General features: G+C 55.8%; 23 protein-coding genes and 1 pseudogene. 17 read left to right on the forward strand and 7 right to left on the reverse strand.

All coding sequences use genetic code 11. The features are described 5' to 3' along the window. The first annotated feature begins 162 nt into the window (after positions 1-162). From lldP to yniD, 5 genes are all read left to right on the forward strand, one after another. A complete protein-coding gene (gene lldP, locus HA45_RS02700) occupies positions 163-1,812 on the forward strand; it encodes an L-lactate permease (RefSeq protein WP_100702210.1) in 1,650 nt (549 codons plus the stop codon). Further along, entirely contained in the window at positions 1,809-2,615 is an 807-nt protein-coding gene (lldR, locus tag HA45_RS02705) for a transcriptional regulator LldR (protein ID WP_128598876.1), read from the forward strand. Before lldP ends, lldR begins: the two co-directional genes overlap by 4 nt. Beyond that, on the forward strand, positions 2,593-3,783 hold the full coding sequence (lldD, locus tag HA45_RS02710; protein ID WP_100702212.1) for an FMN-dependent L-lactate dehydrogenase LldD: 1,191 nt from the start codon (positions 2,593-2,595) through the stop codon (positions 3,781-3,783). The genes lldR and lldD overlap by 23 nt, the downstream gene beginning before the upstream one ends. A gap of 62 nt (positions 3,784-3,845) precedes the next feature. Next, positions 3,846-4,274, forward strand: a complete 429-nt coding sequence (locus tag HA45_RS02715) for an OsmC family protein (protein ID WP_100702213.1) — start codon at positions 3,846-3,848, stop codon at positions 4,272-4,274. 74 nt (positions 4,275-4,348) lie between these two features. Continuing rightward, positions 4,349-4,459 carry a small membrane protein YniD gene (gene yniD, locus HA45_RS27845; RefSeq protein ID WP_244563364.1) on the forward strand — a complete coding sequence of 37 codons (111 nt, stop codon included), beginning with the start codon at positions 4,349-4,351 and terminating at the stop codon, positions 4,457-4,459. Between the two features lie 114 nt (positions 4,460-4,573). On the opposite strand, the gene HA45_RS02720 is transcribed toward yniD, so the two are convergent. Next, a complete protein-coding gene (locus HA45_RS02720; protein WP_100702214.1) occupies positions 4,574-4,807 on the reverse strand; it encodes a hypothetical protein in 234 nt (77 codons plus the stop codon). Between the two features lie 111 nt (positions 4,808-4,918). After that, entirely contained in the window at positions 4,919-5,089 is a 171-nt protein-coding gene (locus HA45_RS27465; RefSeq protein WP_007887091.1) for a hypothetical protein, read from the reverse strand. Between the two features lie 213 nt (positions 5,090-5,302). Here HA45_RS27465 and HA45_RS02725 point away from each other — a divergent pair, with 213 nt between their 5' ends. Further along, positions 5,303-5,488, forward strand: a complete 186-nt coding sequence (locus HA45_RS02725) for a hypothetical protein (protein WP_100702215.1) — start codon at positions 5,303-5,305, stop codon at positions 5,486-5,488. A 42-nt stretch (positions 5,489-5,530) separates the two neighbouring features. Here the strand turns inward: HA45_RS02725 and HA45_RS02730 are convergent, their stop codons facing one another. After that, a complete protein-coding gene (locus HA45_RS02730) occupies positions 5,531-6,178 on the reverse strand; it encodes a CPBP family intramembrane glutamic endopeptidase (RefSeq protein ID WP_034830547.1) in 648 nt (215 codons plus the stop codon). Positions 6,179-6,443: 265 nt separating this feature from the next. Between HA45_RS02730 and HA45_RS28910 the strand changes: the two genes are divergently transcribed. The 4 genes and pseudogenes from HA45_RS28910 (at position 6,444) to HA45_RS02745 (ending at position 10,100) form a co-directional block, all read left to right on the forward strand. Then, positions 6,444-6,626 carry a hypothetical protein gene (locus HA45_RS28910; protein WP_366557313.1) on the forward strand — a complete coding sequence of 61 codons (183 nt, stop codon included), beginning with the start codon at positions 6,444-6,446 and terminating at the stop codon, positions 6,624-6,626. Continuing rightward, a complete protein-coding gene (locus tag HA45_RS02735) occupies positions 6,623-8,983 on the forward strand; it encodes a bifunctional diguanylate cyclase/phosphodiesterase (RefSeq protein ID WP_366557314.1) in 2,361 nt (786 codons plus the stop codon). Before HA45_RS28910 ends, HA45_RS02735 begins: the two co-directional genes overlap by 4 nt. Positions 8,984-9,309: 326 nt before the next feature. Further along, a pseudogene (locus HA45_RS02740) lies at positions 9,310-9,610 on the forward strand (I78 family peptidase inhibitor). Between the two features lie 172 nt (positions 9,611-9,782). Then, positions 9,783-10,100: a hypothetical protein gene (locus HA45_RS02745; RefSeq protein WP_100702218.1), complete on the forward strand. Its 318-nt coding sequence runs from the start codon at positions 9,783-9,785 to the stop codon at positions 10,098-10,100. A 41-nt stretch (positions 10,101-10,141) separates the two neighbouring features. Here the strand turns inward: HA45_RS02745 and HA45_RS02750 are convergent, their stop codons facing one another. After that, complete coding sequence (locus tag HA45_RS02750; protein WP_100702219.1) at positions 10,142-10,396, reverse strand: biofilm development regulator YmgB/AriR family protein; 255 nt, start codon at positions 10,394-10,396, stop codon at positions 10,142-10,144. 392 nt (positions 10,397-10,788) lie between these two features. On the opposite strand from HA45_RS02750, the gene HA45_RS02755 reads away from it, so the two are divergent. Then, entirely contained in the window at positions 10,789-11,994 is a 1,206-nt protein-coding gene (locus HA45_RS02755; RefSeq protein WP_128598878.1) for a multidrug efflux MFS transporter, read from the forward strand. 39 nt (positions 11,995-12,033) lie between these two features. Here the strand turns inward: HA45_RS02755 and HA45_RS02760 are convergent, their stop codons facing one another. Together HA45_RS02760 and HA45_RS27270 are read right to left on the reverse strand one after the other, a co-directional pair. Further along, a complete protein-coding gene (locus tag HA45_RS02760) occupies positions 12,034-15,114 on the reverse strand; it encodes a beta-galactosidase (protein ID WP_100702221.1) in 3,081 nt (1,026 codons plus the stop codon). A 223-nt stretch (positions 15,115-15,337) separates the two neighbouring features. Continuing rightward, the gene (locus tag HA45_RS27270; RefSeq protein ID WP_157811638.1) at positions 15,338-15,508 is read right to left on the reverse strand and encodes a hypothetical protein; all 171 of its coding nucleotides are present in this window, start codon (positions 15,506-15,508) and stop codon (positions 15,338-15,340) included. A 213-nt stretch (positions 15,509-15,721) separates the two neighbouring features. Between HA45_RS27270 and iraP the strand changes: the two genes are divergently transcribed. From iraP to HA45_RS02790, 6 genes are all read left to right on the forward strand, one after another. Continuing rightward, positions 15,722-15,976, forward strand: a complete 255-nt coding sequence (gene iraP / locus HA45_RS02765; protein WP_100702222.1) for an anti-adapter protein IraP — start codon at positions 15,722-15,724, stop codon at positions 15,974-15,976. Positions 15,977-16,108: 132 nt separating this feature from the next. Then, positions 16,109-16,411, forward strand: a complete 303-nt coding sequence (locus HA45_RS02770; protein WP_034830548.1) for a PsiF family protein — start codon at positions 16,109-16,111, stop codon at positions 16,409-16,411. Between the two features lie 233 nt (positions 16,412-16,644). Beyond that, positions 16,645-18,168, forward strand: a complete 1,524-nt coding sequence (locus tag HA45_RS02775) for a sodium:solute symporter family protein (protein ID WP_100702223.1) — start codon at positions 16,645-16,647, stop codon at positions 18,166-18,168. Position 18,169: 1 nt separating this feature from the next. Then, on the forward strand, positions 18,170-18,943 hold the full coding sequence (locus HA45_RS02780; RefSeq protein ID WP_100702224.1) for a glucosamine-6-phosphate deaminase: 774 nt from the start codon (positions 18,170-18,172) through the stop codon (positions 18,941-18,943). Beyond that, complete coding sequence (locus HA45_RS02785) at positions 18,936-20,099, forward strand: N-acetylglucosamine-6-phosphate deacetylase (RefSeq protein WP_100702225.1); 1,164 nt, start codon at positions 18,936-18,938, stop codon at positions 20,097-20,099. The genes HA45_RS02780 and HA45_RS02785 overlap by 8 nt, the downstream gene beginning before the upstream one ends. Positions 20,100-20,253: 154 nt before the next feature. Continuing rightward, positions 20,254-21,789 carry an FAD-dependent oxidoreductase gene (locus HA45_RS02790; RefSeq protein WP_100702226.1) on the forward strand — a complete coding sequence of 512 codons (1,536 nt, stop codon included), beginning with the start codon at positions 20,254-20,256 and terminating at the stop codon, positions 21,787-21,789. 52 nt (positions 21,790-21,841) lie between these two features. Here HA45_RS02790 and proC read toward each other — a convergent pair whose 3' ends face one another. Next, positions 21,842-22,654 carry a pyrroline-5-carboxylate reductase gene (gene proC, locus HA45_RS02795; protein WP_100702227.1) on the reverse strand — a complete coding sequence of 271 codons (813 nt, stop codon included), beginning with the start codon at positions 22,652-22,654 and terminating at the stop codon, positions 21,842-21,844. Between the last annotated feature and the right edge of the window lie 3 nt (positions 22,655-22,657).

Genomic DNA, 22,657 nt, shown 5'->3' on the forward strand with positions numbered 1-22,657 from the left:
GCTTCGTTGCTTTAGGTTAACAATGCATTAACTATCTGGAGCCAGAAAGCCCCGCACTGCATTTTGGTCCTACCAATTTCAGTGAGCAGAGGGCAAGACCTGCGGCGCAAACCTGCATTGCCGTTGCGCCGTATTCATCTGGTAACCTCTGGAGAAAACGGCATGCTGGTATGGCAACAAAACTACGATCCTCTGAACAATCTGTGGCTTTCCAGCCTGGTGGCGGTCATCCCGATTGTGTTCTTCTTCTTCGCGCTGATTAAGCTCAAGCTAAAAGGCTATCAGGCGGGAACCGTGACGGTGGTGCTGGCCCTGCTGGTGGCGCTGTTCCTGTATGGTATGCCCTTAAGCCAGGCGCTGGCGTCAGTGGTGTACGGTTTCCTGTATGGCCTGTGGCCGATCGCCTGGATCATCGTCGCCGCCGTGTTTGTGTTTAAAATCTCGGTGAAAACGGGCCAGTTCGACATTATTCGCGCCTCGATCCTGTCCATCACGCCCGATCAGCGGTTGCAGATGCTGATTGTCGGTTTCTGCTTCGGCGCGTTTCTCGAAGGGGCGGCAGGCTTTGGTGCGCCGGTAGCTATTACCGCCGCACTGCTGGTGGGATTGGGCTTCAATCCGCTGTACGCGGCGGGTCTGTGCCTGATTGTGAATACGGCACCCGTGGCTTTCGGTGCCATGGGCATTCCGATCATTGTTGCTGGGCAAGTCACCGGTCTCGACAGTTTCCAGATTGGCCAGATGGCAGGACGTCAATTGCCCTTCCTGACCATTATTGTGCTGTTCTGGATCATGGCGATTATGGATGGCTGGCGCGGCGTCAAGGAAACCTGGCCTGCGGTGGTGGTGGCGGGCGGATCTTTCGCCATCGCCCAGTTCCTCAGCTCTAACTTCCTCGGCCCGGAACTGCCGGACATCATCTCGTCGCTGGTGTCATTAGTCTGCCTGACGCTGTTTCTGCGTCGCTGGAAGCCAGTGCGTATATTCCGCTTTGATGAGAAAAGTGCGGTCGATCCGACGCAAACCCCTCAGCGTTACTCGCTCGGCCAGATCGTACGCGCCTGGATGCCGTTCCTGTTCCTCACCGCCACCGTCACGTTATGGAGCATCCCGCCGTTCAAGGCGCTGTTTGCTAAAGGCGGAGCGATGTACGATTGGGTGTTCAGTGTACCGGTGCCGCTGCTGCACGAGCTGGTGGCGCGTATGCCGCCGGTGGTCAGTGCGGCCACACCGTATGCGGCAATCTTCAAATTTGACGTGCTGTCTGCTACCGGCACGGCGATTATTGTGGCGGCGGTACTCTCCGTAATTTGGCTGCGCATGAAGCCCGCTGCGGCGATCAAGACTTTCGGTGAGACGCTGAAAGAGCTGGCGCTGCCGATTTACTCGAGCGGTATGGTGCTGGCGTTTGCCTTTATTTCCAACTATTCCGGGCTTTCGGCGACGCTGGCATTAGCGCTGGCGCATACCGGCAGCGCCTTTACCTTCTTCTCTCCGTTCCTCGGCTGGCTGGGCGTTTTCCTGACGGGATCCGATACTTCTTCTAATGCGCTGTTCGCCGCGTTGCAGGCCACCACCGCACAGCAGATTGGCGTATCGGATGTGTTGCTGGTGGCGGCCAACACCACCGGCGGCGTGACGGGTAAGATGATTTCACCGCAGTCGATTGCCATTGCCTGCGCCGCTGTGGGGTTGGTGGGCAAGGAGTCGGATCTGTTCCGCTTTACCGTCAAACATAGCCTGATCTTCACCTGTATGGTGGGGGTGATCACCACGCTGCAGGCCTATGTTTTAACCTGGATGATACCGTGACAGAAAACACGCCGCGTTTAGCGGATACGCTTCGGGCGCGCCTGCGCGCCTGGATCGATGAACATCAGCTGGTGCCGGGCATGCGCTTGCCGGCCGAGCGCCAGCTGGCTGCGGAGTTTGGCGTTTCGCGATCGTCGCTACGCGAGGCCATCCAGCAGCTGATCAGCAGCGGCGTGTTAATCAGTAAACGCGGCGGCGGCACCTGGCTGTGCGAGCCGCAGGATCCCTGGTCGGAACAGCGCATTGTTGAACCGATCCGCCAACTGCTGGCCGACGATCCTGACTACCGCTGGGATATTCTGGAAGCGCGCCACGCCATTGAAGCCAGCACCGCCTGGCACGCCGCCTTGCGCGCCACCGAAGCGGACAAAGAGAAGCTGCGTCTCGCCTTCGATGCCCTGCTCAAGATGCACGACTGTGACGATCCTGACCTCGCGGCACAGGCCGATCTGCGCTTCCATCTGGCTATCGCTGAGGCTTCGCATAACGTGGTGCTGTTGCAAACGATGCGCGGTTTCTTCGATCTGTTGCAGTCTTCGGTGCTGCATAGCCGTCAGCGCATGTACACCCAACCGGTGATTTTTAATCGCCTTAATGAACAGCATCAGGCGATGTTCGATGCGGTGATGGCCGGTGATGCCGAGGCGGCGCGTCAGGCGGCAATGGATCACCTTGGCTTCGTGCACACCACTCTGAAATCGCTCCATGAAGATGAAGCGCGGCAGGCGCGAATTACCCGCCTGCCGGGCGAGTCTCAGGTTAATCATAAGGAAAAAACGGATGATCATCTCAGCTGCCAGTGACTACCGCGCCGCGGCGCAACGCATCCTGCCGCCGTTCCTGTTCCACTATCTTGACGGCGGTGCTTACGCTGAACATACGCTGAAGCGCAATGTGTCCGATCTGTCGGACGTGGCGCTGCGCCAGCGCGTACTGAAGAACATGTCCGATCTCAGCCTGGAAACCAAACTGTTCAACGAGACGCTGTCGATGCCGGTCGCGCTGGCACCGGTCGGCCTGTGCGGCATGTATGCGCGTCGTGGTGAAGTGCAGGCGGCAAGGGCGGCTGCGTCGAAAGGCATTCCGTTCACCCTCTCTACCGTATCACTGTGCCCGATTGAAGAGGTGGCGCCCGCCATCAATCGCCCGATGTGGTTCCAGCTGTATGTGCTGCGTGACCGTGGTTTTATGCGCAATGCGCTGGAGCGCGCCAAGGCCGCGGGCTGCTCGACGCTGGTGTTTACCGTGGATATGCCCACACCAGGCGCGCGTTATCGTGATGCGCACTCGGGGATGAGCGGTCCAAATGCGGCGATGCGTCGCTACTGGCAGGCGATGACGCATCCGCAATGGGCGTGGGATGTGGGGCTGCATGGCCGCCCGCACGACCTCGGCAATATCTCTACCTATCTCGGTAAACCGACCGGACTGGAAGATTACATTGGCTGGCTGGCAAACAATTTCGATCCTTCCATTTCATGGAAAGATCTTGAGTGGATCCGCGAATTCTGGGATGGCCCGATGGTGATCAAAGGCATTCTGGATCCCGAGGATGCGCGTGATGCGGTGCGCTTCGGCGCGGACGGCATTGTGGTGTCGAACCACGGTGGACGTCAGCTGGATGGCGTGCTCTCTTCAGCACGTGCTTTACCGGCCATTGCCGATGCAGTGAAGGGCGATATCACCATTCTTGCAGACAGCGGTATCCGCAACGGCCTGGATGTGGTGCGTATGATTGCCCTGGGTGCCGACACCGTGCTGCTGGGGCGTGCCTTTATCTACGCGCTGGCGACCCATGGTCAGCGTGGCGTTGAGAACCTGCTGAATCTGATTGAGAAAGAGATGAAAGTGGCGATGACGTTAACGGGCGCCAAAACCATTGCCGAGATCACTCAGGACTCGCTGGTGCAGGCAAACTCGCTATTGAGTGAAGCGGGGCTGAGTGCCGCACGGCCACGCGCGGTGAGCTGAGACAAGCAAAATGGGCGGTGTTGTCTATACTGAGTACCTGTCTGACTAACTGGAGGAATGACATGACCATTCATAAGAAAGGATCGGCCCATTGGGAAGGCGACATCAAAGGCAAAGGCACCGTGAGCACCGAAAGCGGCGTGCTGAGCAACCAGCCTTACGGTTTTAACACCCGCTTTGAGGGTGAGAAGGGCACGAATCCGGAAGAGCTGATTGGTGCTGCGCATGCGGCGTGCTTCTCTATGGCACTGTCGCTGATGCTCGGTCAGGCTGGGCATCCGCCGAAAAGCATTGATACCACGGCCGATGTGTCACTGGATAAGCAGGGTGAAGGTTTTGCCATTACCAAAATTGCGCTGACCAGCACCATCGCGCTGCCGGGTATCGATAGCGCCAAATTTGATGAGATTATTCAGAAAGCGAAAGCCGGTTGCCCGGTGTCTCAGGTGCTGAATGCTGAAATTAGCCTGGACTATACGCTGAATAATTAATCGCCCTTACGGTTTACCAGCGGTAGAATAGCGATGCGCCTTAGGGCGCATCGTTGCTTTCTGCCGTCTGGAGGATGCGTGGCAAAAAACTGGCTGCGACAAAACATTGGAAAATGATAGTGGTGCTGCTGTGCATCTGCGGTGCACTGATGCTGATTCGCTGGGCTGCGATGATATGGGGCTGAAAGATTGGATTTGCCGCCACAAGCTCGGCGTATTGGTGATGGTGATCCTGCTACTTGAAGCCGTGCACTATCTGCTGACCGCGTCCTGGCTACCCTGGCAGCTGGGCTAATCAATCAGGCGTATTCGTTATCCGGTTGACGGACGTTACGCACACTGCTGCGCGCAATGCGATACGCCTTGCGTGGATCACCCGCCACAAATTCAAAGGTCGGCGAGTAGTAGAATGGCAACCAGCCTTCAAAGCTGCTCTCCCACTCCCAGCGCACCGGGCAGGGCCAGAGAATGCCATCATACAAAATGTAATAAACCCAGCGTCCGTTTGGACGACGGGGGCGAGTAGTCTTCATGGGATTCACAACGGTAATAGTGTAAAGCAGCTTATATTTTGGACGCTATGCGCCGATCTTGCAATGCCGCCTGGCTTGTTTTTTGTACAGTGAAAATAAAATGGCACCGAATTAACGGTGCACCTCGCCACACAGCAAGACCACATTCGGCCGGACTTTATGGATGCGGTCGGCCATTTGCTCACAGGCCACTTTGGTTGGGTAGATACGTTCTGACACCGGTAAGGCGTCACAGGCATCATGTCCACACGCGCTCACTAACAACACAAAACCAATCAGCATGATTGGACTCCTTTAACACGTTCCTGATGATACGGAAGCAGTGGCTGTTCGTTCCTTTTTTTATTCCAGTATAGCCAAACGGCAGGAGAGTCAATGATCACCCTGAGCGGCCAAGTGGTGCGAACGGCGAGATTATAACCAGCCTGACGCGCAACAGCAGTACAATCTGGGCTAAACTGTGCGGCCCTGACAAAAATGATGAGTGAGTAACCAATGTTGAACGAAATTGCCCATCCGGCCAGCAGCCCAAAACAAGCCGCGCTGCAACTGGTGATTGAACTGGTGCGTGCAGGCAAACTGAGCCCGCTGCAAGGCGATGCTTCAAACATGATTTCCATTTACGAGCAGTTCAAAGCCCACTTTGAGGCAGACAAGCACAAAGACTCGGCTATTTCCTGATGCTTTTATCTTAAAAACAGCGCAAGAGATTGCGCTGTTTTTTTATGCGTAGAACCACGCCGGCAGGATGGCGATCAGGTTATTCAGCGTGTGCAGGAAGATCGGCAGCGCAAGGCTGTTGCTGCGCAGCCGCGCGTAACACAGCAGCAGCGAAAACAGCGTCAACGCCACGATGGTTTCCCAATGCACGTATTGCGTGTGCATCGCGGCGAACAACAGAGACGTGAGCAACATACAGGCGAAGCGGCTCTTCGGTGCCCACAGCAGAAACCCCTGAAGCAGAAAACCGCGGAACAACACCTCTTCAAACACCGGCGCCAGCAGAACGGCAGTCAGCAACAGGATCAGCATCGAACTGCGTCCCTGTTGGCTTTGAGCAATCAACCAGCCTTCCGGTTGCAGGAATTGCGTTTGCGCCACCATCAGCGCCACCAGCGCACCGACAAACAGCAGCGCCTGACCAGGACGTAGATATCCCAGCGGAATATCCGTGCGACGTTGGCAATAAAAACGATACAGCGGGTAGATCACCGCAAATTCGAACAGGCACAGCACCGGCACCAATAAACCGTTATTACGCAGCGCCCCATAGTTGGGAAACAGCGTAATCAGCATGGTCACAACGTAATACACCACAAAGCTCGCGGCATAGAACAGCGTCAGCGTCACTTTGTCGGATTGGGTGTCCATAGTCGGCTCAATGGGCAGAGGAGAACGCATAGTAGCAATGGCGATCATCGCTGTCGAGATTGCCCGGCACAGAATTGCACTGTTCAAAAATTCCGCCGTAAAGACTAAATCTGCGGCCACCCGCGCCGATAACCGAAAAAACCATTACAGGACAGCGGCGTCTACCCTACGCACCCTGTCTTCTCTTTTTGCTGCCTCTGTTTTGCGAGCACATTGCATGAATTCTGAGTATCACCGGCACGCGACTTTGCCTGCCAGGGCTAACATGGAAGCACACACGGTTCGGGTGACGCGGCGCAGTCTGCGCACCTTAACCTCGCTGCTGTTTGGCGTGCTGTTGCTTTCGGTCGTGATGGTGCTGGTCATTGCCCATCGACAAAACAGTGATGCCATCCAGCAGGATGTCAGTCTGATGCGCCAGGCTTGGCAGCAGCAGCAGGAAAAATGATCACCGACGTGCGCGATTACGCGAACTGGGGTGAAGGTTGGAAAAATCTGCACCTCACGGTGAATAAAGTATGGGCGTGGGACGAGGAGAACTTTGGGCCTAGCCTGTACAAGGAGTATCACTACGACGGCGTGTTTGTCATCGATGGTGCGGGCAAAACGCGTTATGCAGTGGTGGATGGAAAATTATCTGAGATTTCGCTGGAGAGCTGGTTAGGTGGGCAAGCGGCCCTGCTGCTGGCTGCGGCGCGTAAACAGCCTGACGATGGCATCACACGCAATGCCATGATCAATGAACATCCGGCTCTGGTGGTGGCTGCCCCGATCACCCCGGGCAAAGTGCCTGACCTGCCCACGATCCCCGGCCCATCCTCGGTGATGGTGTTCGTCAACATCATGACCCCGGACAAACTGCAAGCTCTCGGCAAGTCACTGAATGTGATTGCGCCACGGGTGGCGAACGGCCTAAACGATGCACTGTATAAACCCCGTTTAGCTGAACCGGTCATTCAGGGCGAGCCGCTGGTGCTGCGCTGGCAGGCTAAAAATCCCGGCTTTGGCGTGATCTGGCTGATGATGCCGCTGCTGCTGTTTACGGCGCTGGCGGTGGCATGGGTCACGCATCGGGTGATTCGCCATGCGTTACACAATGCGGTGATCTCTGACCGCCGCTTTGAAATGCTCGCCATCAGCCAGCGTGAACTGGCCAACAGTGAAGAGCGTTTTCGCGATTTGGCTGAGGCGGCATCAGACTGGATTTGGGAAGTCGACGATCAGGGACGCCTTTGTTATCTCTCCTCGCGTTTTTCAGCGGTGACGGGCCATGAAGTCAAAGCTTGGCTTGGCCGCCCACTGGATCAGCTGCTCACACATCCCAGCCATTCGCTGGTGGCCTGGCTGTTGCGTCAGGGCGATGAGATCCAACATGTGCCGCTGCGCTGTCAGTTTATGGCGTCCAATGGTGAGCGTCGTATTGGCGAGCTGATGGCGAAAACCATTCGTCGTAATGGACTGCGCACCGGCTTTCGCGGCACGGTGTCTGATATTACCCATGAAGTGGATGCGGAAGCGCGCATTCAGTTCCTGTCGCGCCATGACATGCTCACTGGCCTCGCCAACCGCATGCAGCTGCAAGAGTTTTTGACTACGCATCTGGAGAATGCCACCCAGGAGTCGCCGCTGTTTGTGATCAGTTTTGATCTGGACCAGTTCAAACCGATCAACGATTCATGGGGCCACGCGGTGGGTGACGTGGTGCTGAATGAGATTTCTCAACGGCTGAAAAATCTGATTGGGCCCGATGAACTGGCGGCACGGCTGGGTGGCGATGAGTTTATTCTGCTCCTGCGGGAATCCTCGCGCGCCGGGCTGGAATATCGTTGCCGCGCGCTGCAACGCGCCGTGCATCAGCCGATTATCAGCGGTTCGCACCAGCTGAGCCTGACCGCCAGCATGGGTATTGTCAGTGCGCCTCAGGATGCGGCACATCCTGAGGCACTGCTGCGACTGGCGGACATCGCCCTCGGCCAGGCACGCACGGCCGGACGCGATCGCTGGGTGTGGTACTCCAATGACATGGCCAACCATCTGCAATCGAAACGCGATATGGTGCAGGCGATTGAAGAGGCGCTGCGCAACAATGCTTTCTCACTGCACTATCAGCCGCGCTATCAGTTACAGAGCGGCCAACTGGCTGGTGCGGAAGCGCTGATTCGTTGGCAAGTGGCGGAAGACCAATGGATCACTCCGGATCGCTTTATTCCTCTGGCGGAAGAGAATGGCCTGATTGCGGCGATCAGTGATTGGGTGCTGATGCGCGCCTGTCATGATGCAAGCGATTGGGGCGAGCAGCGCTACGTGTCTGTGAATATCTCACCGGTGGAGTTCCGCAATAGCGATTTAGTGGATCGTGTGGCGCAGGCGCTGGCGGTCAGTGGTTTACCGGCAACCCGGCTGGAACTGGAGATCACGGAAAATGTCACCTTCGAGCATCCCGATCGCGCGCTGGAGATCATGCAAGGGCTGCGTGCGCTGGGCGTGCGTCTGACGGTCGATGATTTTGGCACCGGCTACGCCGCGCTGGGCTATCTGAAAACCTTCCCGTTCAACGGATTGAAAATCGATCGATCGTGGATGAAGGAGTTTCCGGAGTCGAAGCAGGCGCAATCAGTGGTGGCGGGCATCGTTGGGTTGGCGCGCGCCTTTGCGCTAACCATTACGGCAGAAGGGATTGAGACGGAAGCACAGTTAAACGAGCTGAAAGCCCTCTCCTGTGAAGAGGGGCAGGGTTACTTCCTTGGCAGGCCGATGCCGCTCGCCGCATTTAATGCACGTTTACAGGAAGAAACCGCTTCGTAAACAGCCCGTTGCAGGGGCGGCCTAAAGGCCGCCTACCGCTGCAATGTGGTCGGTTTAGCGCACCTGCACCGCGACCACCGTCATCAGGATGGCGAAGCCAATAAAAATCACGAGTTCCATTATTACCTCCTCAGATAATTCTTAGTTAATTGTAGTGTCTGAGAAGGTGGAATTTAGACAGTGCGTGCGATTAATCCTGGAAAATGAGAGGAAGATCGCGCGTTAGCGCACAATTCTTCGACCAATCGGCTGGCATTCTTTTCACATCAAGGACTCGCTTTGTTACTCTCGGGAATGGTTCGTTTACTATCCAGGAGGAGAAACTTGTGACCCATTATGGAAAAGCGTTACTGGCCACGGCCTTTTTTTGCCTTAACCGCCTGCCAGTCCGCCAGCAAACCTGACAGCACCGCTGCCACCAGCCACGACCCCGAAACCGATCAGTGTGGCGCATCGCAATATCAAAATTATATCGGCCAGCCATTAACCAGCCTTGATACCCAGCGCTTTACGGTGCCCGTACGCGCGATTCCATGGAATGGCGCCGTCACCATGGATTTTAATCTGCGTCGCCTGAACTTTACCGCCGATCAGAGTGGTAAAATTTCGAAGGTTTACTGCGGTTAAATTCAAATCGACATTGCATTGTCATCGCGCTGTCACAGCGCCGGGCGAGGATAGCAGCGCATTACGAAGATTTCCTCGTCACTCTCGAATATGCAATGCTCGTCTTGTTTCTTCCCGCCTCGGCGGGAATTTTTTGTCTGTTAATCCGTACAGGATTGATTGAGGAGCGACGATGAGACACACCGGTAAAATTCTGCTAATCACTCTGCTGTTAAGCCCACTGGCTCACGCATCGAGCGAAGCCGCCTGGCAGCAAAACACTCAAACCCGGCAGCAAGCCTGTCTGAAAGCCAGCGGTCTGAAAGCGGTGAAGGTGGTGGGTAAACCGATTCAATATGACGATAGCATTGGCTACGACGCGGTACTGCTGGAAGGGCGCTATCCGCAGAAGCAGATGAAAAATCAGGTTGGGCGTGAGCTGTGCCTGTACCAACGTGCGAGCGGCAAGGCGGTGGTCAGCGAAGCCGATCACCTGCGAGCGGTGAAGTAAAAGATGTTAAGGCGCGCCGGTAAACGGCGCGTCGTGAAGTCTCAGGGCTGCTGTTGTCTGGCTTCCAGCAGCTGCGCCAGCAGATTGCGATAGCTTTGTAGCTGTTGCTCATCCCCTTCAAACTCCAGTTTGGCAATCACCCGCGCAATGATCGCTTTGCTGGTAGCAGGCTGACCATCATCCATTAATTCACGCATAATCGCTGCCAGCAGATCGCTCTCGTGGGGCGCATGCCAGGCAGGGCTGTTGAAGTAGTCGGTAATCGCCCGACTGGCGCTATTAGGATGTGTTCTCATGGCTGACCTCCGCAGAGACAACGATGCCCACCGCCCGAGAATGGCAGCATTGGGGAATATAGGTTAAGCATGGGAACTGTCCAGAACGGGCAGCGCCTCGCCAGCGATGGCCGGTGATTTTTTAAACATAGATGCGGCGTCGAATATTGTCAGTAATGGATAGACATATTTTTTCACGTTTGCTCGCCGTGGCGATGCGCTTATCTTGCTGAGTTGTTCGTTACAGCACATAAAGACACTACAGATCGTGTCCCTTACACTATTTGCTGTGAGCAGAATCACGCACGGCAGCGTAAAACTGCGTTTTTAACGTCATGCCCTGTTTTGCCGTCCAGCAATGTTATGAGGTTGTTAGACTGAACCCTCATTTCATTTTTCTGATGCACACGCCCATGCTACGCTCCATCGAGTCCTGGAAGGTCAATCTGATATCGGTCTGGTTTGGCTGTTTTTTTACCGGATTAGCCATCAGTCAAATCATTCCCTTCCTGCCGCTCTACGTTGAACAACTCGGTATTCATGGCGCCAATGCCCTGAGCGTCTGGTCGGGTCTTACCTTCAGCATTACCTTCATCGTTTCTGCCGCGGTAGCGCCGCTGTGGGGCAGCTTAGCTGACCGTAAAGGGCGCAAGCTGATGCTGTTGCGCGCGTCGTTTGGCATGGGGGCGGTGATTTTGCTGCAGGCCTTTGTGACCGAGGCGTGGCAACTGCTGCTGCTGCGAGCGCTGATGGGCTTGACCTCGGGCTACATTCCCAACGCGATGGCGCTGGTGGCTGCTCAGGTTCCGCGCGAACGCAGCGGCTGGGCGCTGAGTTGTGTCTCCACCGGGCAAATTGGCGGCGTGATTCTGGGGCCGATGATTGGCGGACTGCTGGCCGACTGGCTGGGACTGCGCATGGTGTTTATAGTCACCGCTGTTTTGCTGATGGTGAGCTTCTTTGTCACGCTGTTCTTAATCAAAGAGACCGGTTATACCCCGGTGAGCAAGCAGGATAAAATGAGCGGCCGCGAAGTCTTTCGCAGCCTCGATAACCCACGTCTGATGATGTGCCTGTTTGTCAGCACCATGGTTATTCAGATGTGTAACGGCTCGGTGAACCCGATCCTGACGCTGTTCGTGCGTGAGCTGGCGCCCGATGCGCAAAATCTTGCCTTCCTGAGTGGCGTGATTGCCGCACTGCCTGGCGTTTCGGCGCTGCTCTCGGCACCGCGATTGGGCAAACTCGGCGACCGTATCGGCACCCAGCGTATTCTGATTGGCACCATGATGTTTTCTCTGGTGTTATTGATGGCGATGTCATTTGTCACCAGCGCCACCCAATTGGGCGTGCTGCGCTTCCTGCTCGGCTTCGCCGATGGCGCAATGATGCCAGCGGTTCAGACATTGTTGGTGCGCCACTCGCGCGATAACGTCACCGGACGCATCTTTGGCTATAACCAATCGTTTATGTATCTCGGCAACGTGGCCGGTCCGCTGCTGGGCGCGGCAGTGTCCGCCGCTACCGGTTATCGCTGGGTTTTCTTCGCCACCGCCGTGGTGGTCCTGCTTAATGTGCTGCTGCTGCGCCGCTTCTATCGCCGCCCGAAACCGAGCTGACTCAACCGCTGAGTCAGCAAGGAGACACTGCGAATAACGCTACTGGCGCAGCGTCAGCGCATAATGCCAGCGCTGCTGAGAAAGCAAAAACTCCGGGCTGACGCTGGGGCTCCACGAATCGTCGCCGCCCACGCCCATGTGGAAGCCGTCGAGGTGTAGCCAGCAACCTTCTTCTTCCTGCAGCAAATGACGATGCGACGTATCCCGCAGCTGTTCAAGGCTGTAGCGGCTGAGCGAGAACGCAAACTCGCCGCTGATCTGCCAGCTGCCGGTATCGAGCTGGCGCGTGCCGCAGCGCAAACCATTCTCGCCCGGAAACACATAGGCGGTGCTGAGCGAGGCCAGCGGCTGTTGCCAATGTGAAAACTGTGCCGCCAGTTGACGATCCGGATAGTTCTCGTGCGGGCCCAGCCCCAGCCAGCTCACCTGTTGCGGTGCGCTATTTAACTGACAACGCAGCCCGATGCGCGCAGGAGAAGGCAAGCCGGGCGCCTGTTGAACGTCGACACTGATGCTCAGCTCACCGTTGCCACCGATCTGATAACGCTTGTGGCTGGTAAAGATTACCTGCCCATTGGCCTGCCACTGATGCCAGGTCTCAATCAGCACGCTGTGTTTCAGACTATCGACCTGCATATCCAGCAGTACCGCTTCCAGCTGGTTAAAGCCAGCGTGTTTCCAGCGTTCCACCCAGGCGTTGGGATCAACATTGGCTGCTTCACTGGTGCCGATATCATTATCAATCGGCGCGCGCACAAAGCACTCCTGCAATGGCGTCAGCATTGTTTCCTGGTCATGGATAAACCACTGCACCAATTCCCCGGTCTGGCGTGAGAAGTGCCAGCGTTGATGCGGCAATGCCACCGCGACCAAATTGTGATTCGCAATCAGCTCTGGCGCGGTTGGCGTGGTATCGACCCTGCGTGGCACTAAGGCGGCGGCGAGTGGCCATTGATCCCAGGCAACGCGGGCATCGGCTTCCGACCATGCGGTGGCAGCCTTCTGATGCACCGCCAGATTCAGCCACGCATGGCCCTGTAAATGTTCAGGTGCAGGGATATCAAATGTCTGGCTGCCCTGAGGGGCGAGGTGCAACGGCAGTTCGCCCTGCGCGAGGGAGACACCATCCTGCTCAATCGACCAGCGCAGCACTTCATTATCGCTGCTGCGGAACAGGTATTCGCTAGCGATCGTGAAACGATAAGCGTGATGCGTATCGCGCTGGAACTGGAAGAACTGCTGCGCGCGCTGCGCTTCAAACAACGCTGGGTGCGGCGTGCGATCGGCGAATACCAGGCCGTTCATGCAGAACTGACGGTCGTTAGGCGTATCGCCGAAATCGCCGCCGTAGGCTTGCCAGGGTTGTCCTTGCTCGTCATAGCGCGTCAGGCTCTGATCAACCCAATCCCAGACGAAGCCGCCTTGCAGACGCGGAAACTGGCGGAAGGCCTGCCAGTATTTGGCGAAGCCACCGAAGCTATTGCCCATGGCGTGCGCGTACTCACACAGGATCAGCGGACGCGTTTCACCCGGCAGGCCAATCCATTTTTTCAGTGACCACTTTGGTACGGCGGGGAAGGGCTGATCCTGATCGACGCGCGCATACATCGGGCAAACAATATCGGTGGCGGCAGTATCGGCGCCGCCGCCTTCGTATTGCACCGGACGCGTCGGATCGCTGCTTTTCACCCACTGATAGAGCGCATCATGGGTGCTGCCGTGACCGGATTCGTTACCAAGCGACCAGATGATAATGCAGGCATGGTTGCGGTCGCGCTGCACCATGCGCGTCACCCGTTCACTGTACGCCGCGAACCAGCGTGGATCGGCGGATAAGCGATTCATGGGCTGCATACCGTGGGTTTCGATATTCGCCTCATCGACCACGTACAATCCGTATTCATCACACAAGCGATACCACAGCGGATGATTGGGATAATGTGCACAGCGGACGGCGTTGAAGTTGTGGCGCTTCATCAATTCGATATCACGCCGCATGCTGGCTTCATCCACCGCCTGGCCGTTTTCAGGATGATGTTCGTGGCGATTTACGCCGCGAATCAGCAGGGCCTTACCGTTGACGCACAGCTGGCCGTTTTCAATGCTCACGCGGCGGAAGCCGACATCGTAAGCTTCCGCCTCGATCACTTCGCCACCCTCATCCAGCAGAGACACCACGGCGCGATAAAGATAAGGTGTTTCGGCGCTCCACAGCAGGGGATTTTGCACCGCTAACACCAACTGCGTTTGTTCAGGATAATGTCCACGTTCGTCGATCACCACACTGCCCGGCGCTTGTTCTTCGCTGCCAATACAGGTCTCACCCTGCCACAGAATAACGCGCAGACGGCACTGATTCAGCGGGCGATCGCCTGCGTGGATTTTTATCCTCACGCGCAGATCGCCACGAATATATTCCGGGCTTAGTGCGGTTTCTAGCTGCACATCTGTCAGTTGCGTTGATGGCTTGTGCAGCAGGGTGACGTCGCGGAAGATGCCGCTCATGCGCCACATATCCTGATCTTCTAAATAACTGCCATCGCTCCAGCGCAACACCATTACCGCCAGCCGATTCTGACCACGCTGCAATGCCTTGCTGACATCAAACTCGGCCGGCAGTCGGCTATCCTGGGAATAGCCGATCCACTGGCCGTTGCACCACAGAAAGAAAGCAGAGTTGACGCCATCAAAGACGATACGCGTTTGCCCTTCTGCCAGCCAGCGATCGTCAATATTGAATGTGAGCGAATAACATCCAGTGGGATTTTCCCTGGGGACAAACGGCGGATTCACGGGGATCGGATATTGCACGTTGGTATAAATCGGCGCGTCAAAGCCATGAAGCTGCCAGTTAGCCGGCACCGGCAACGAATGCGCGTCTGGTAAGTCCTGTAACAACCAGCTCTGCGGCGCTGCTTCAGGTTGGCTGAAATAGCTGAATGTCCATTGGCCATTTAAGGATTGGCGCGAAGGTGAGGCCACGTCATCGCGCGCGCTGATTTCGTCGCGCCAGCTGGCAAAAGGCGGATGGGCATCTAACCGATTCAGGCTGGTGATCACTGGGTTTTCCCAGTCGCGGCGCGAGAGGATATCACTTAAAGAGAGTGTAGGCAGAGTCATGGTAAGATCTCATTAATTGTAATGCGCTCACATTGCGTGATTTCTCGTCCGGTGTAAAGCGATCGACTGCGCGGCATGGATGAATTTTTGGTCGTTTTCATGACGCCTCTGTGGGAATTTTGCCGGTGTAGTGCCAGTTATTTGTTAAGCGTGGTGAGCAGAGATGAATAGCGCCGGGTTGCAGAGAATTCTGTATTGTCGCGCCGGTTGCCGCCTCATACACTCAGCCCGATTTCACCATTCTGAGGTAATTATGGTCCGTATTATTAAACTCGCTGCCGTTGTGGCACTGGTGACCGCGCTGAGCGGTTGTATCTTCCCACCACCAGGCGGTGGCGGCGGTTGGGGTGGTCATGGCGGTGGTGGTCCAGGTCGTGGTTTTGTTGGACCCCATTAATTAGCACCATCAGCTGATAAATAAATGCGCGCGAAACGTTTCGAAAAGGCGGTATGACTAAATTGAAACGTTTCGCCGTTACATATTGAATTTCGGTTTCTTTTTTCACGCTGCGCTTATTGCTTATTTTGCTTAAACCGCCAAAAATCCCTGTTGTTTTAACCTCCTCAATGCTAACGTCTGTTTTCCATCTCTTGTTGAGCCTGTCGCATGAAAAACCTTATCGCGGAACTTCTGCTTAAACTGGCTGAGAAAGAAGAAGAGTCTAAAGAATTAGTGGTCCAGGTTGAGGCATTAGAAATCGTGCTGACGGCGATGTTGCGTAAGCTGGATCCTGAACAATTCAGTGATATTGCGGCGGGTATTGCCACCGCTATGCCACCCCTTGCCCCTGCTGCAGAAACGCGCGACACCACACTGTTGCGTAATTATGTCGAGAAGCTGCTGAATCATCCCCGCGTGTAAAAGTCCCTCTTAACGGCCTGTTTTGCTGCCTGCGTACATGCAGCGCAATTCGGTGCGAGGGAATATATTTTTTTCTGCTTTGCTTATTTCCTGCCATTATTAAGAGGCAATAATTCTATGGAGATTCCGGCAATGAAATCGTGTCTTTTGGCAATGATAGCAGCAGGCCTGCTGTTGGCGGGCAATGCGGGTGCAGCAGAGAAAACTGCCCAGCAAAATAAAATGACGATGTGTAACCAACACGCTTCTTCACAGGATTTAAAAGGGGATGCGCGTAAATCCTTTATGAGCGACTGTCTGAAAAAAGACAGCAAAATGGGCAGCATGACGCCGCAACAAATGAAGATGAAAACCTGTAATACCGACGCGGCTGATAAAAAACTCAGCGGCGATGCACGTAAGACCTTTATGAGTTCCTGCCTGAAAAAAGCCTAGCGCTTCGTTCATCACCATAAGGTTCATATTTGATATGAACCTTATTTAATCTCCCGCCTACGAATCTAACCTCAGGTCAGAAGAAAAAGTAATAGCCGGAGCGTCATCACATTTTCAAGTGAATAACGATGCCAGGATGTTTTAATCCTAAGTTAGGATTAATTAGAATTTAACCTGATCATCCCCGCGAAACCGGATCGTTCGTTGGGCAGCCTTTATCTGGGGAGACTGCTATGAATGTGCTTGATTATGCTGTGATGGCGCTTTATGCGCTGATGATAGTCGCCATCACCCTATGGGCGATGCGTAAAGTGGGCAGTACACGTGATTTTTTTGCCGCTGGCGGGAAAATGCCCTGGTGGCTGTCGGGCGTCTCACATCACATGTCCGGTTATAGCGCGGCGGTGTTTGTCGCCTATGCAGCGGTGGCTTACAACATGGGCATCACCATCTATTTTTGGTGGGCCTTTCCTATCTCGATTGCGGTATTAATCGGTTCACGCCTCTTTGCTCCACGCTGGGCCCGGCTGCGTATTCATATGAATATTGAATCGCCGATGGAATACCTCTCCACACGCTATAACGTGCCAACGCAGATGGTACTGGCATGGAGCGGCGTACTGCTGAAAACCTTCGACGTCGGCGCCAAATGGGCGGCCATCGCCGTGATCATCAATGTCTTTACCGGATTAGATCCGCTGATTGGCATCTGTATCTCTGGTGCGCTCAGCCTGTTCTATACCGTGATGGGGGGGTTATGGGCCGATGCCTGCAATGACTTTGGCCAGTTTGTGGTGCAGTTTGTTGCCGCGATTGTGATGGTGGTGGCGGTGGCGATGCATCTTGGCGGTTTCGCCGAGCTGTTCACCATCTGGCAGCATCTGCCTGTCACTCACACCGAGATCGTGCAGGAGCCGTATACGCTCGGCTTCATTCTGGCCTACTTCGTGATTTATACCCTGAGCTACAACGGTGGCACCTGGAATCTGGCACAGCGTTTTATCGCTGCACCGGCGGGGCGCGATGCGCGCAAAGCGGCGTTGCTCTCAGCCGCACTTTACCTCATTTGGCCGCTGATTCTGTTCTGGCCAATGTGGGCTGCACCGCTGCTGTTCCCCAATCTTAGCGATCCCTCACGTTCTTACTCTGTAATGGCAATGGAGCTGCTGCCGAATGGGTTAATCGGTTTAGTGCTGGTGGCGATGTTTACTCACACGCTGTCGATGACCTCATCAGATGCCAATGCCATCACGGCGGTGGTCACGCGAGACATTCTGCCCGGCATGCTGCCGCGACGCTTCCAGCGCGGTAAAAGCTCGCTGTTAGTCGCACGACTTACCGCCTTTCTGTTCATCATCACCACCTTGATTATCGCGATGAATGCCAGCCGTTTCGGCGGTGTGCTTTCACTGCTGATTATCTGGTTCGGCGGTTTGGTGGGGCCGATATCGATTCCGATGCTTTTGGGTTTATTGCCGGCGTTTCGACGCAGCGGCAGTGCCGCCGCACTGGTGAGTTGGGCTGTGGGCGTGGGTGCCTTTTTCTGCGTGAAATTTATCTTTAACGACGTTAGCACCGCCACTCAGGTAGCCGCGCCGGTGCTGTCATCGCTGGTGCTGTTTGTGGTGATGGGATGGCTGCGTCGTGCACCGGTTCGCCCGGAAGTCGACACGCTGCTTGCTGCACTCAATCAGGATCAGGATATGTCCGCCAGCACGCGCTGGCCGCAAAGTCATAACGCTTCTCAGGAGGGATAAAATGACGCTTCTTCAACAGGGAAAACGCGATCGTTTGTGGGTTAAACGCTTCGATCGCCGTGAGGCATTAGGCGTTGCGGCAGCACAGGAACTCATTGCCCATCTGCAGCAATTACTGCAACAACAGGCAGTGGTGCGGATGGTATTCGCTGCCGCGCCATCGCAACGTGAGTTTCTTGCCGCGCTGGCTGCAGCACCGGATGTCGACTGGTCGCGCATTCACGCCTTTCATATGGATGAATATATTGGGCTGGATGAGGCCGCACCGCAGCGTTTTAGCCATTTCCTGCGTGAGCATCTGTTTAACCGGGTGCAACCTGGCGAGGTGCACCTCATCCCTTCAAGGGGTGAACCGGCGAAAATTTGCCTCGAATACGCGCGTGAACTGGATGCCGCAGCGATTGATGTAGTCTGTCTGGGCATCGGTGAGAATGGTCATCTGGCCTTTAACGATCCGCCGGTGGCGGACTTCAACGATCCGCTCAGCGTCAAGACGGTGCAACTGGATGAAGCCTGCCGCCAACAGCAGGTCAATGACGGCTGTTTCACGACGCTGCTGCAGGTGCCGACGCACGCGGTGACCCTAACGATACCGGCTTTGATGCGCGGTGCCCGGCTGTTCTGCATGGTGCCGGGTGCGACCAAACGCGCGGCGGTTCAGGCCACATTACACGACGCGATTTCGACGGCTTGCCCGGCAACGCTGTTGCGTCAGCATCCCAACTGCACGCTGTATATCGATACCGATGCTTGCGCGGAGGTGTGCTTTGACTGAAACCCTGTTACGTGGTCGCGATTATCGCACGCTGGAACCGATAGAACTGTACCTGCGTGAAGGCACGCTGGCAGAGGTGCGATCGCTGTCAGAGCCCGACAGCGATCTGATTCTGGCGCCGGGTCTGGTGGACCTGCAAGTTAACGGCTTTCAGGGGGTGGATTTCAACCATTTTCCCTTTAGCGAACAAGATGTGCTGCATGCCACGCAGGCCTTGTGGCAGCAAGGCGTCACCAGCTTTATGCCAACGGTGATCACTGCACAGCCGGAAGAGATTGCGCAAGCGTTGCAGCGGCTGGCCAGCGCCTGTGAGCACTATTCTGACGTCGCGCTGGCGGTGCCGGCTTTTCATCTGGAAGGGCCGTTTTTGTCATCGGAAGATGGACCACGTGGTGCGCATCCACGAGAAGCGATCTGTGCGCCAGATATCGCACTGTTTGAACGCTGGCAACACGCCGCGCAGCAGCGCATTGGTTTGCTGACGCTCTCACCGGAATGGCCGCAAAGTTGCGAGTTGATTCGCCATTGCGTAGCACAGCAGGTGCGGGTGGCGATTGGGCATACGTCGGCCACTGCCGCGCAGATCCATGATGCAGTGCTGGCGGGTGCTTCGCTTTCTACTCATCTGGGTAATGGCGCACACCTGCAACTGCCGCGCCATCCCAATTACATTTGGCAGCAGCTGGCGGAGGATGCGCTGGCGGCCACGCTGATTGCCGATGGTGACCATCTGCCCGCGGAAGTTCTGAAAGTCTTTTTACGCGCTAAAGGCGAGCAGGCGCTGCTGGTGAGTGATGTAACCCGCTTTGCTGGACAGCCTCCGGGCATCTACGATTCGGCGATAGGCGGACGTGTGCAGTTGAGCGCGCAAGGGCGGTTAAGCATGGCGGATGCGCCCCAGTTGCTGGCCGGTTCTGCACGAGGCCTGCTGGATGGCGTCAATTTCCTGCTGCGGCAAAAATTAGCCCCTTTGCAGCAGGCGATTGAGATGGCGTCGATTCGTCCGGCGCAGCAGTTAGATCTGCCACAGCAGCAGGGGTTGGCACCCGGTGCTCCGGCAGACGTGCTGCTGTTAAAGCCCCAGCCAGATGGCAGCGTCTCGTTGGTCGCATGTATCAAACAGGGTAAAAAGGTGTGGCAAGCCGCTTCTACCTGAATCGCATTTTTATTTTTCCTCGCTAACGGCGTGATAAGTAATAGCTTACTCGCCGTTTCGCTTTGTTTTTCCAGCGAAATCCTCCTGTTTTGCCAGGCTTACTGTTTGTAGGGATTTAATGTCGTGAATCCAATAACAACGCAGGAGGCTAATCGTGAGCTATCAATCTGTCGTGGAACTCAAGTCGCTGGCGCAGCGCAAACCGACCAAATTCACCGTGGGTGATGTCGATATGGTGCTGGTTCGCGATGGCGAACGGGTGCAGGCGTTGCAGGCAAAGTGCCCACATGCGGGAGCGCCGTTAGAGCAGGGCGCAATCTGCGGTGATAAGCTGGTGTGTCCGTGGCACAAGGCGGTGTTTCAACTGCGTGATGGCAAAATGTGTGAGCCGCTGGCATTGGCTAATCTCAAACGTTACCCGGTGCGTGTTGAACAGGGCAAGGTGCTGGTCAATCCGCAGGCGATGCCGCCTGCCAGTGCGCCTGTTGCTCAGGGCGAATCACCGGTGTGCGTGATTTTAGGTTCCGGTGCAGCAGGCAGTGCGGCGATCTGGACGTTACGTGATGAGGGCTTTAGCGGTCGTATTGTTTTGGTAGAGCGTGAATCCGCCGCCCCCTACGATCGCACCGCGCTCAGCAAGTTTGTGCCTTCGGGGAAAATGGCGATTGAGGATGTGCCCAAGCTGCTCAAGCCGGATGTGCTGAGTTCGTTACAACGCATTCAGGGCGAGGTTAAGCAACTCAAGGCGCAGGATCGCACACTGATTCTTACTGATGGTCAGCAAGTGAAATTTGATCAGCTATTAATTGCCAGCGGCGGCATTCCTCAACCTCTCAATATCCCCGGTAAGGATTTGCAGGGTGTGCATCTATTACGTTCGCTGAATCAGGCGGATGAACTGCTCAAACAGGTGGATGAGACACAGCAACTGGTGATTATCGGCAATAGCTTTATCGGTATGGAGATGGCGGGCGCGCTGCGCAATCGGGATGTGGATGTTACGGTGATTGCACGCCATCCGCTGCCTTTTGCAAAACAGTTTGGTGAAGAGATTGGACGCCATTTTTACGATCTGCATCGCAGCAATGGGGTGAAATTTGTTGAGGGTGAGCCGGAAGCGCTGGAAGGGGAAGATCAGGTGCGTGCGGTGCGCTTGAAAGGGGGCAAATCTGTGCCAGCAAGTCAGGTGCTGTTTGCTACTGGCGTGAAACCGGCGACAGATTTCATCCATGATTTGCCACTGCAGGACGATGGCAGTTTACTCGCCGATGGGCAGCTGCGCGTTGCCGAAAATATCTGGATCGCGGGCGATATCGCCAGTTATCTCACGCCGCGGGGTCCGCAGCGCATTGAGCATTATCGTGTGGCGCACCAACAGGGGCGCATCGCGGCTCTCAATATGCTGGGCAAAGGTGTGATGTACGATCGCGTGCCGTTTTTCTGGACCGCGCACTACGGCACGCGCTACGAATATCTGGGCCATGCCGAAGAGTGGGACGACTACCGACTGCTGGGATCGCTGCAGGACAAAAGCTTTATCGCCTTTTACTGTCGTCAGGGCATCATTGCGGCGGTATGTTCAGCAGGAATGTATACGCTGACGGCGGCGCTGGTAGAAGCAATGCAGCAGCCGATGACGCTGGCGCAAGGATTGGCGTTGTTTGAGGCGTATCAGGGACAGGGCGGGTAACATGGGTTGAACACAGGTGCGCTGAGATGCGCACCTGACTCATTCCACCAGGTTACTGCTTACTTAACGCCTCTGACTTGGCCATGCACTGTTGCATCGCGTTGATCACCGCTGCACGGAAGCCTTTCTCCTCCAGCACTTTTACCGCTTCGATGGTGGTGCCGCCCGGAGAGCACACCATATCTTTCAATTCGCCAGGGTGTTTGCCGGTTTCCAGCACCATCTGTGCTGAGCCTTTCACCGCCTGTGCCGCGAACTGATAGGCCTGTGCACGGGGCATACCGCCCAGCACGGCGGCATCAGCCATCGCTTCGATAAACATAAATACATAGGCTGGAGCCGAACCGCTCACGCCGACCACGGCATGAATCAGATATTCATTCACGACCGCAGCTTTACCGAAGCTCTCGAAAATGCCGACCACTTCGTCAACTTCGTGCGGCTCAACCAGCACGTTAGGCGTGACGGAAGTCATACCTTCGTTCACCAGCGACGGCGTATTCGGCATTACGCGGATGATTTTGCGGTCGTGTCCCAGCGCCGCCGCCAGTGAATCAAGGGTTACGCCTGCGGCAATCGATACCACCAGCGTATCTTTCTTTAATTGACCGGCGAGATCTTTCAGCACTTTGAGAATCACATTCGGTTTCACGGCACCAAACAGGATATCGACTTCACGCGCCAGGCTCTCTGGGCTCTCTGCCGCCGTCACGCCATACTGCTCTGCCATCGCCTGATTGGTGGCCGGTTTACGGTCGCAGACCCAGATGTTGGCCGGGGCGATCAGCCCGCTGTTGACCAGTCCGCTGATAATCGCTTTCGCCATATTGCCGCAGCCGATAAACCCGATTTTCTTCTCCAGCATCGC

This window comes from Pantoea rodasii (assembly GCF_002095465.1).
GTDB classification, from domain to species: Bacteria; Pseudomonadota; Gammaproteobacteria; order Enterobacterales; family Enterobacteriaceae; genus Pantoea; species Pantoea rodasii.

What these genes read in the sequence shown, in the direction of transcription:
- lldP (WP_100702210.1), top strand. Translation starts at nt 163, where the DNA reads ATGCTGGTATGGCAACAAAACTACGATCCTCTGAACAATCTGTGGCTT.
- lldD (WP_100702212.1), top strand. Translation starts at nt 2,593, where the DNA reads ATGATCATCTCAGCTGCCAGTGACTACCGCGCCGCGGCGCAACGCATC.
- HA45_RS02715 (WP_100702213.1), top strand. Translation starts at nt 3,846, where the DNA reads ATGACCATTCATAAGAAAGGATCGGCCCATTGGGAAGGCGACATCAAA.
- yniD (WP_244563364.1), top strand. Translation starts at nt 4,349, where the DNA reads ATGCGTGGCAAAAAACTGGCTGCGACAAAACATTGGAAAATGATAGTG.
- HA45_RS02720 (WP_100702214.1), bottom strand. Translation starts at nt 4,807, where the DNA reads ATGAAGACTACTCGCCCCCGTCGTCCAAACGGACGCTGGGTTTATTAC.
- HA45_RS27465 (WP_007887091.1), bottom strand. Translation starts at nt 5,089, where the DNA reads ATGCTGATTGGTTTTGTGTTGTTAGTGAGCGCGTGTGGACATGATGCC.
- HA45_RS02725 (WP_100702215.1), top strand. Translation starts at nt 5,303, where the DNA reads ATGTTGAACGAAATTGCCCATCCGGCCAGCAGCCCAAAACAAGCCGCG.
- HA45_RS02730 (WP_034830547.1), bottom strand. Translation starts at nt 6,178, where the DNA reads ATGGACACCCAATCCGACAAAGTGACGCTGACGCTGTTCTATGCCGCG.
- HA45_RS28910 (WP_366557313.1), top strand. Translation starts at nt 6,444, where the DNA reads ATGGAAGCACACACGGTTCGGGTGACGCGGCGCAGTCTGCGCACCTTA.
- HA45_RS02735 (WP_366557314.1), top strand. Translation starts at nt 6,623, where the DNA reads ATGATCACCGACGTGCGCGATTACGCGAACTGGGGTGAAGGTTGGAAA.
- HA45_RS02745 (WP_100702218.1), top strand. Translation starts at nt 9,783, where the DNA reads ATGAGACACACCGGTAAAATTCTGCTAATCACTCTGCTGTTAAGCCCA.
- HA45_RS02750 (WP_100702219.1), bottom strand. Translation starts at nt 10,396, where the DNA reads ATGAGAACACATCCTAATAGCGCCAGTCGGGCGATTACCGACTACTTC.
- HA45_RS02755 (WP_128598878.1), top strand. Translation starts at nt 10,789, where the DNA reads ATGCTACGCTCCATCGAGTCCTGGAAGGTCAATCTGATATCGGTCTGG.
- HA45_RS02760 (WP_100702221.1), bottom strand. Translation starts at nt 15,114, where the DNA reads ATGACTCTGCCTACACTCTCTTTAAGTGATATCCTCTCGCGCCGCGAC.
- HA45_RS27270 (WP_157811638.1), bottom strand. Translation starts at nt 15,508, where the DNA reads ATGGGGTCCAACAAAACCACGACCTGGACCACCACCGCCATGACCACC.
- iraP (WP_100702222.1), top strand. Translation starts at nt 15,722, where the DNA reads ATGAAAAACCTTATCGCGGAACTTCTGCTTAAACTGGCTGAGAAAGAA.
- HA45_RS02770 (WP_034830548.1), top strand. Translation starts at nt 16,109, where the DNA reads ATGAAATCGTGTCTTTTGGCAATGATAGCAGCAGGCCTGCTGTTGGCG.
- HA45_RS02775 (WP_100702223.1), top strand. Translation starts at nt 16,645, where the DNA reads ATGAATGTGCTTGATTATGCTGTGATGGCGCTTTATGCGCTGATGATA.
- HA45_RS02780 (WP_100702224.1), top strand. Translation starts at nt 18,170, where the DNA reads ATGACGCTTCTTCAACAGGGAAAACGCGATCGTTTGTGGGTTAAACGC.
- proC (WP_100702227.1), bottom strand. Translation starts at nt 22,654, where the DNA reads ATGCTGGAGAAGAAAATCGGGTTTATCGGCTGCGGCAATATGGCGAAA.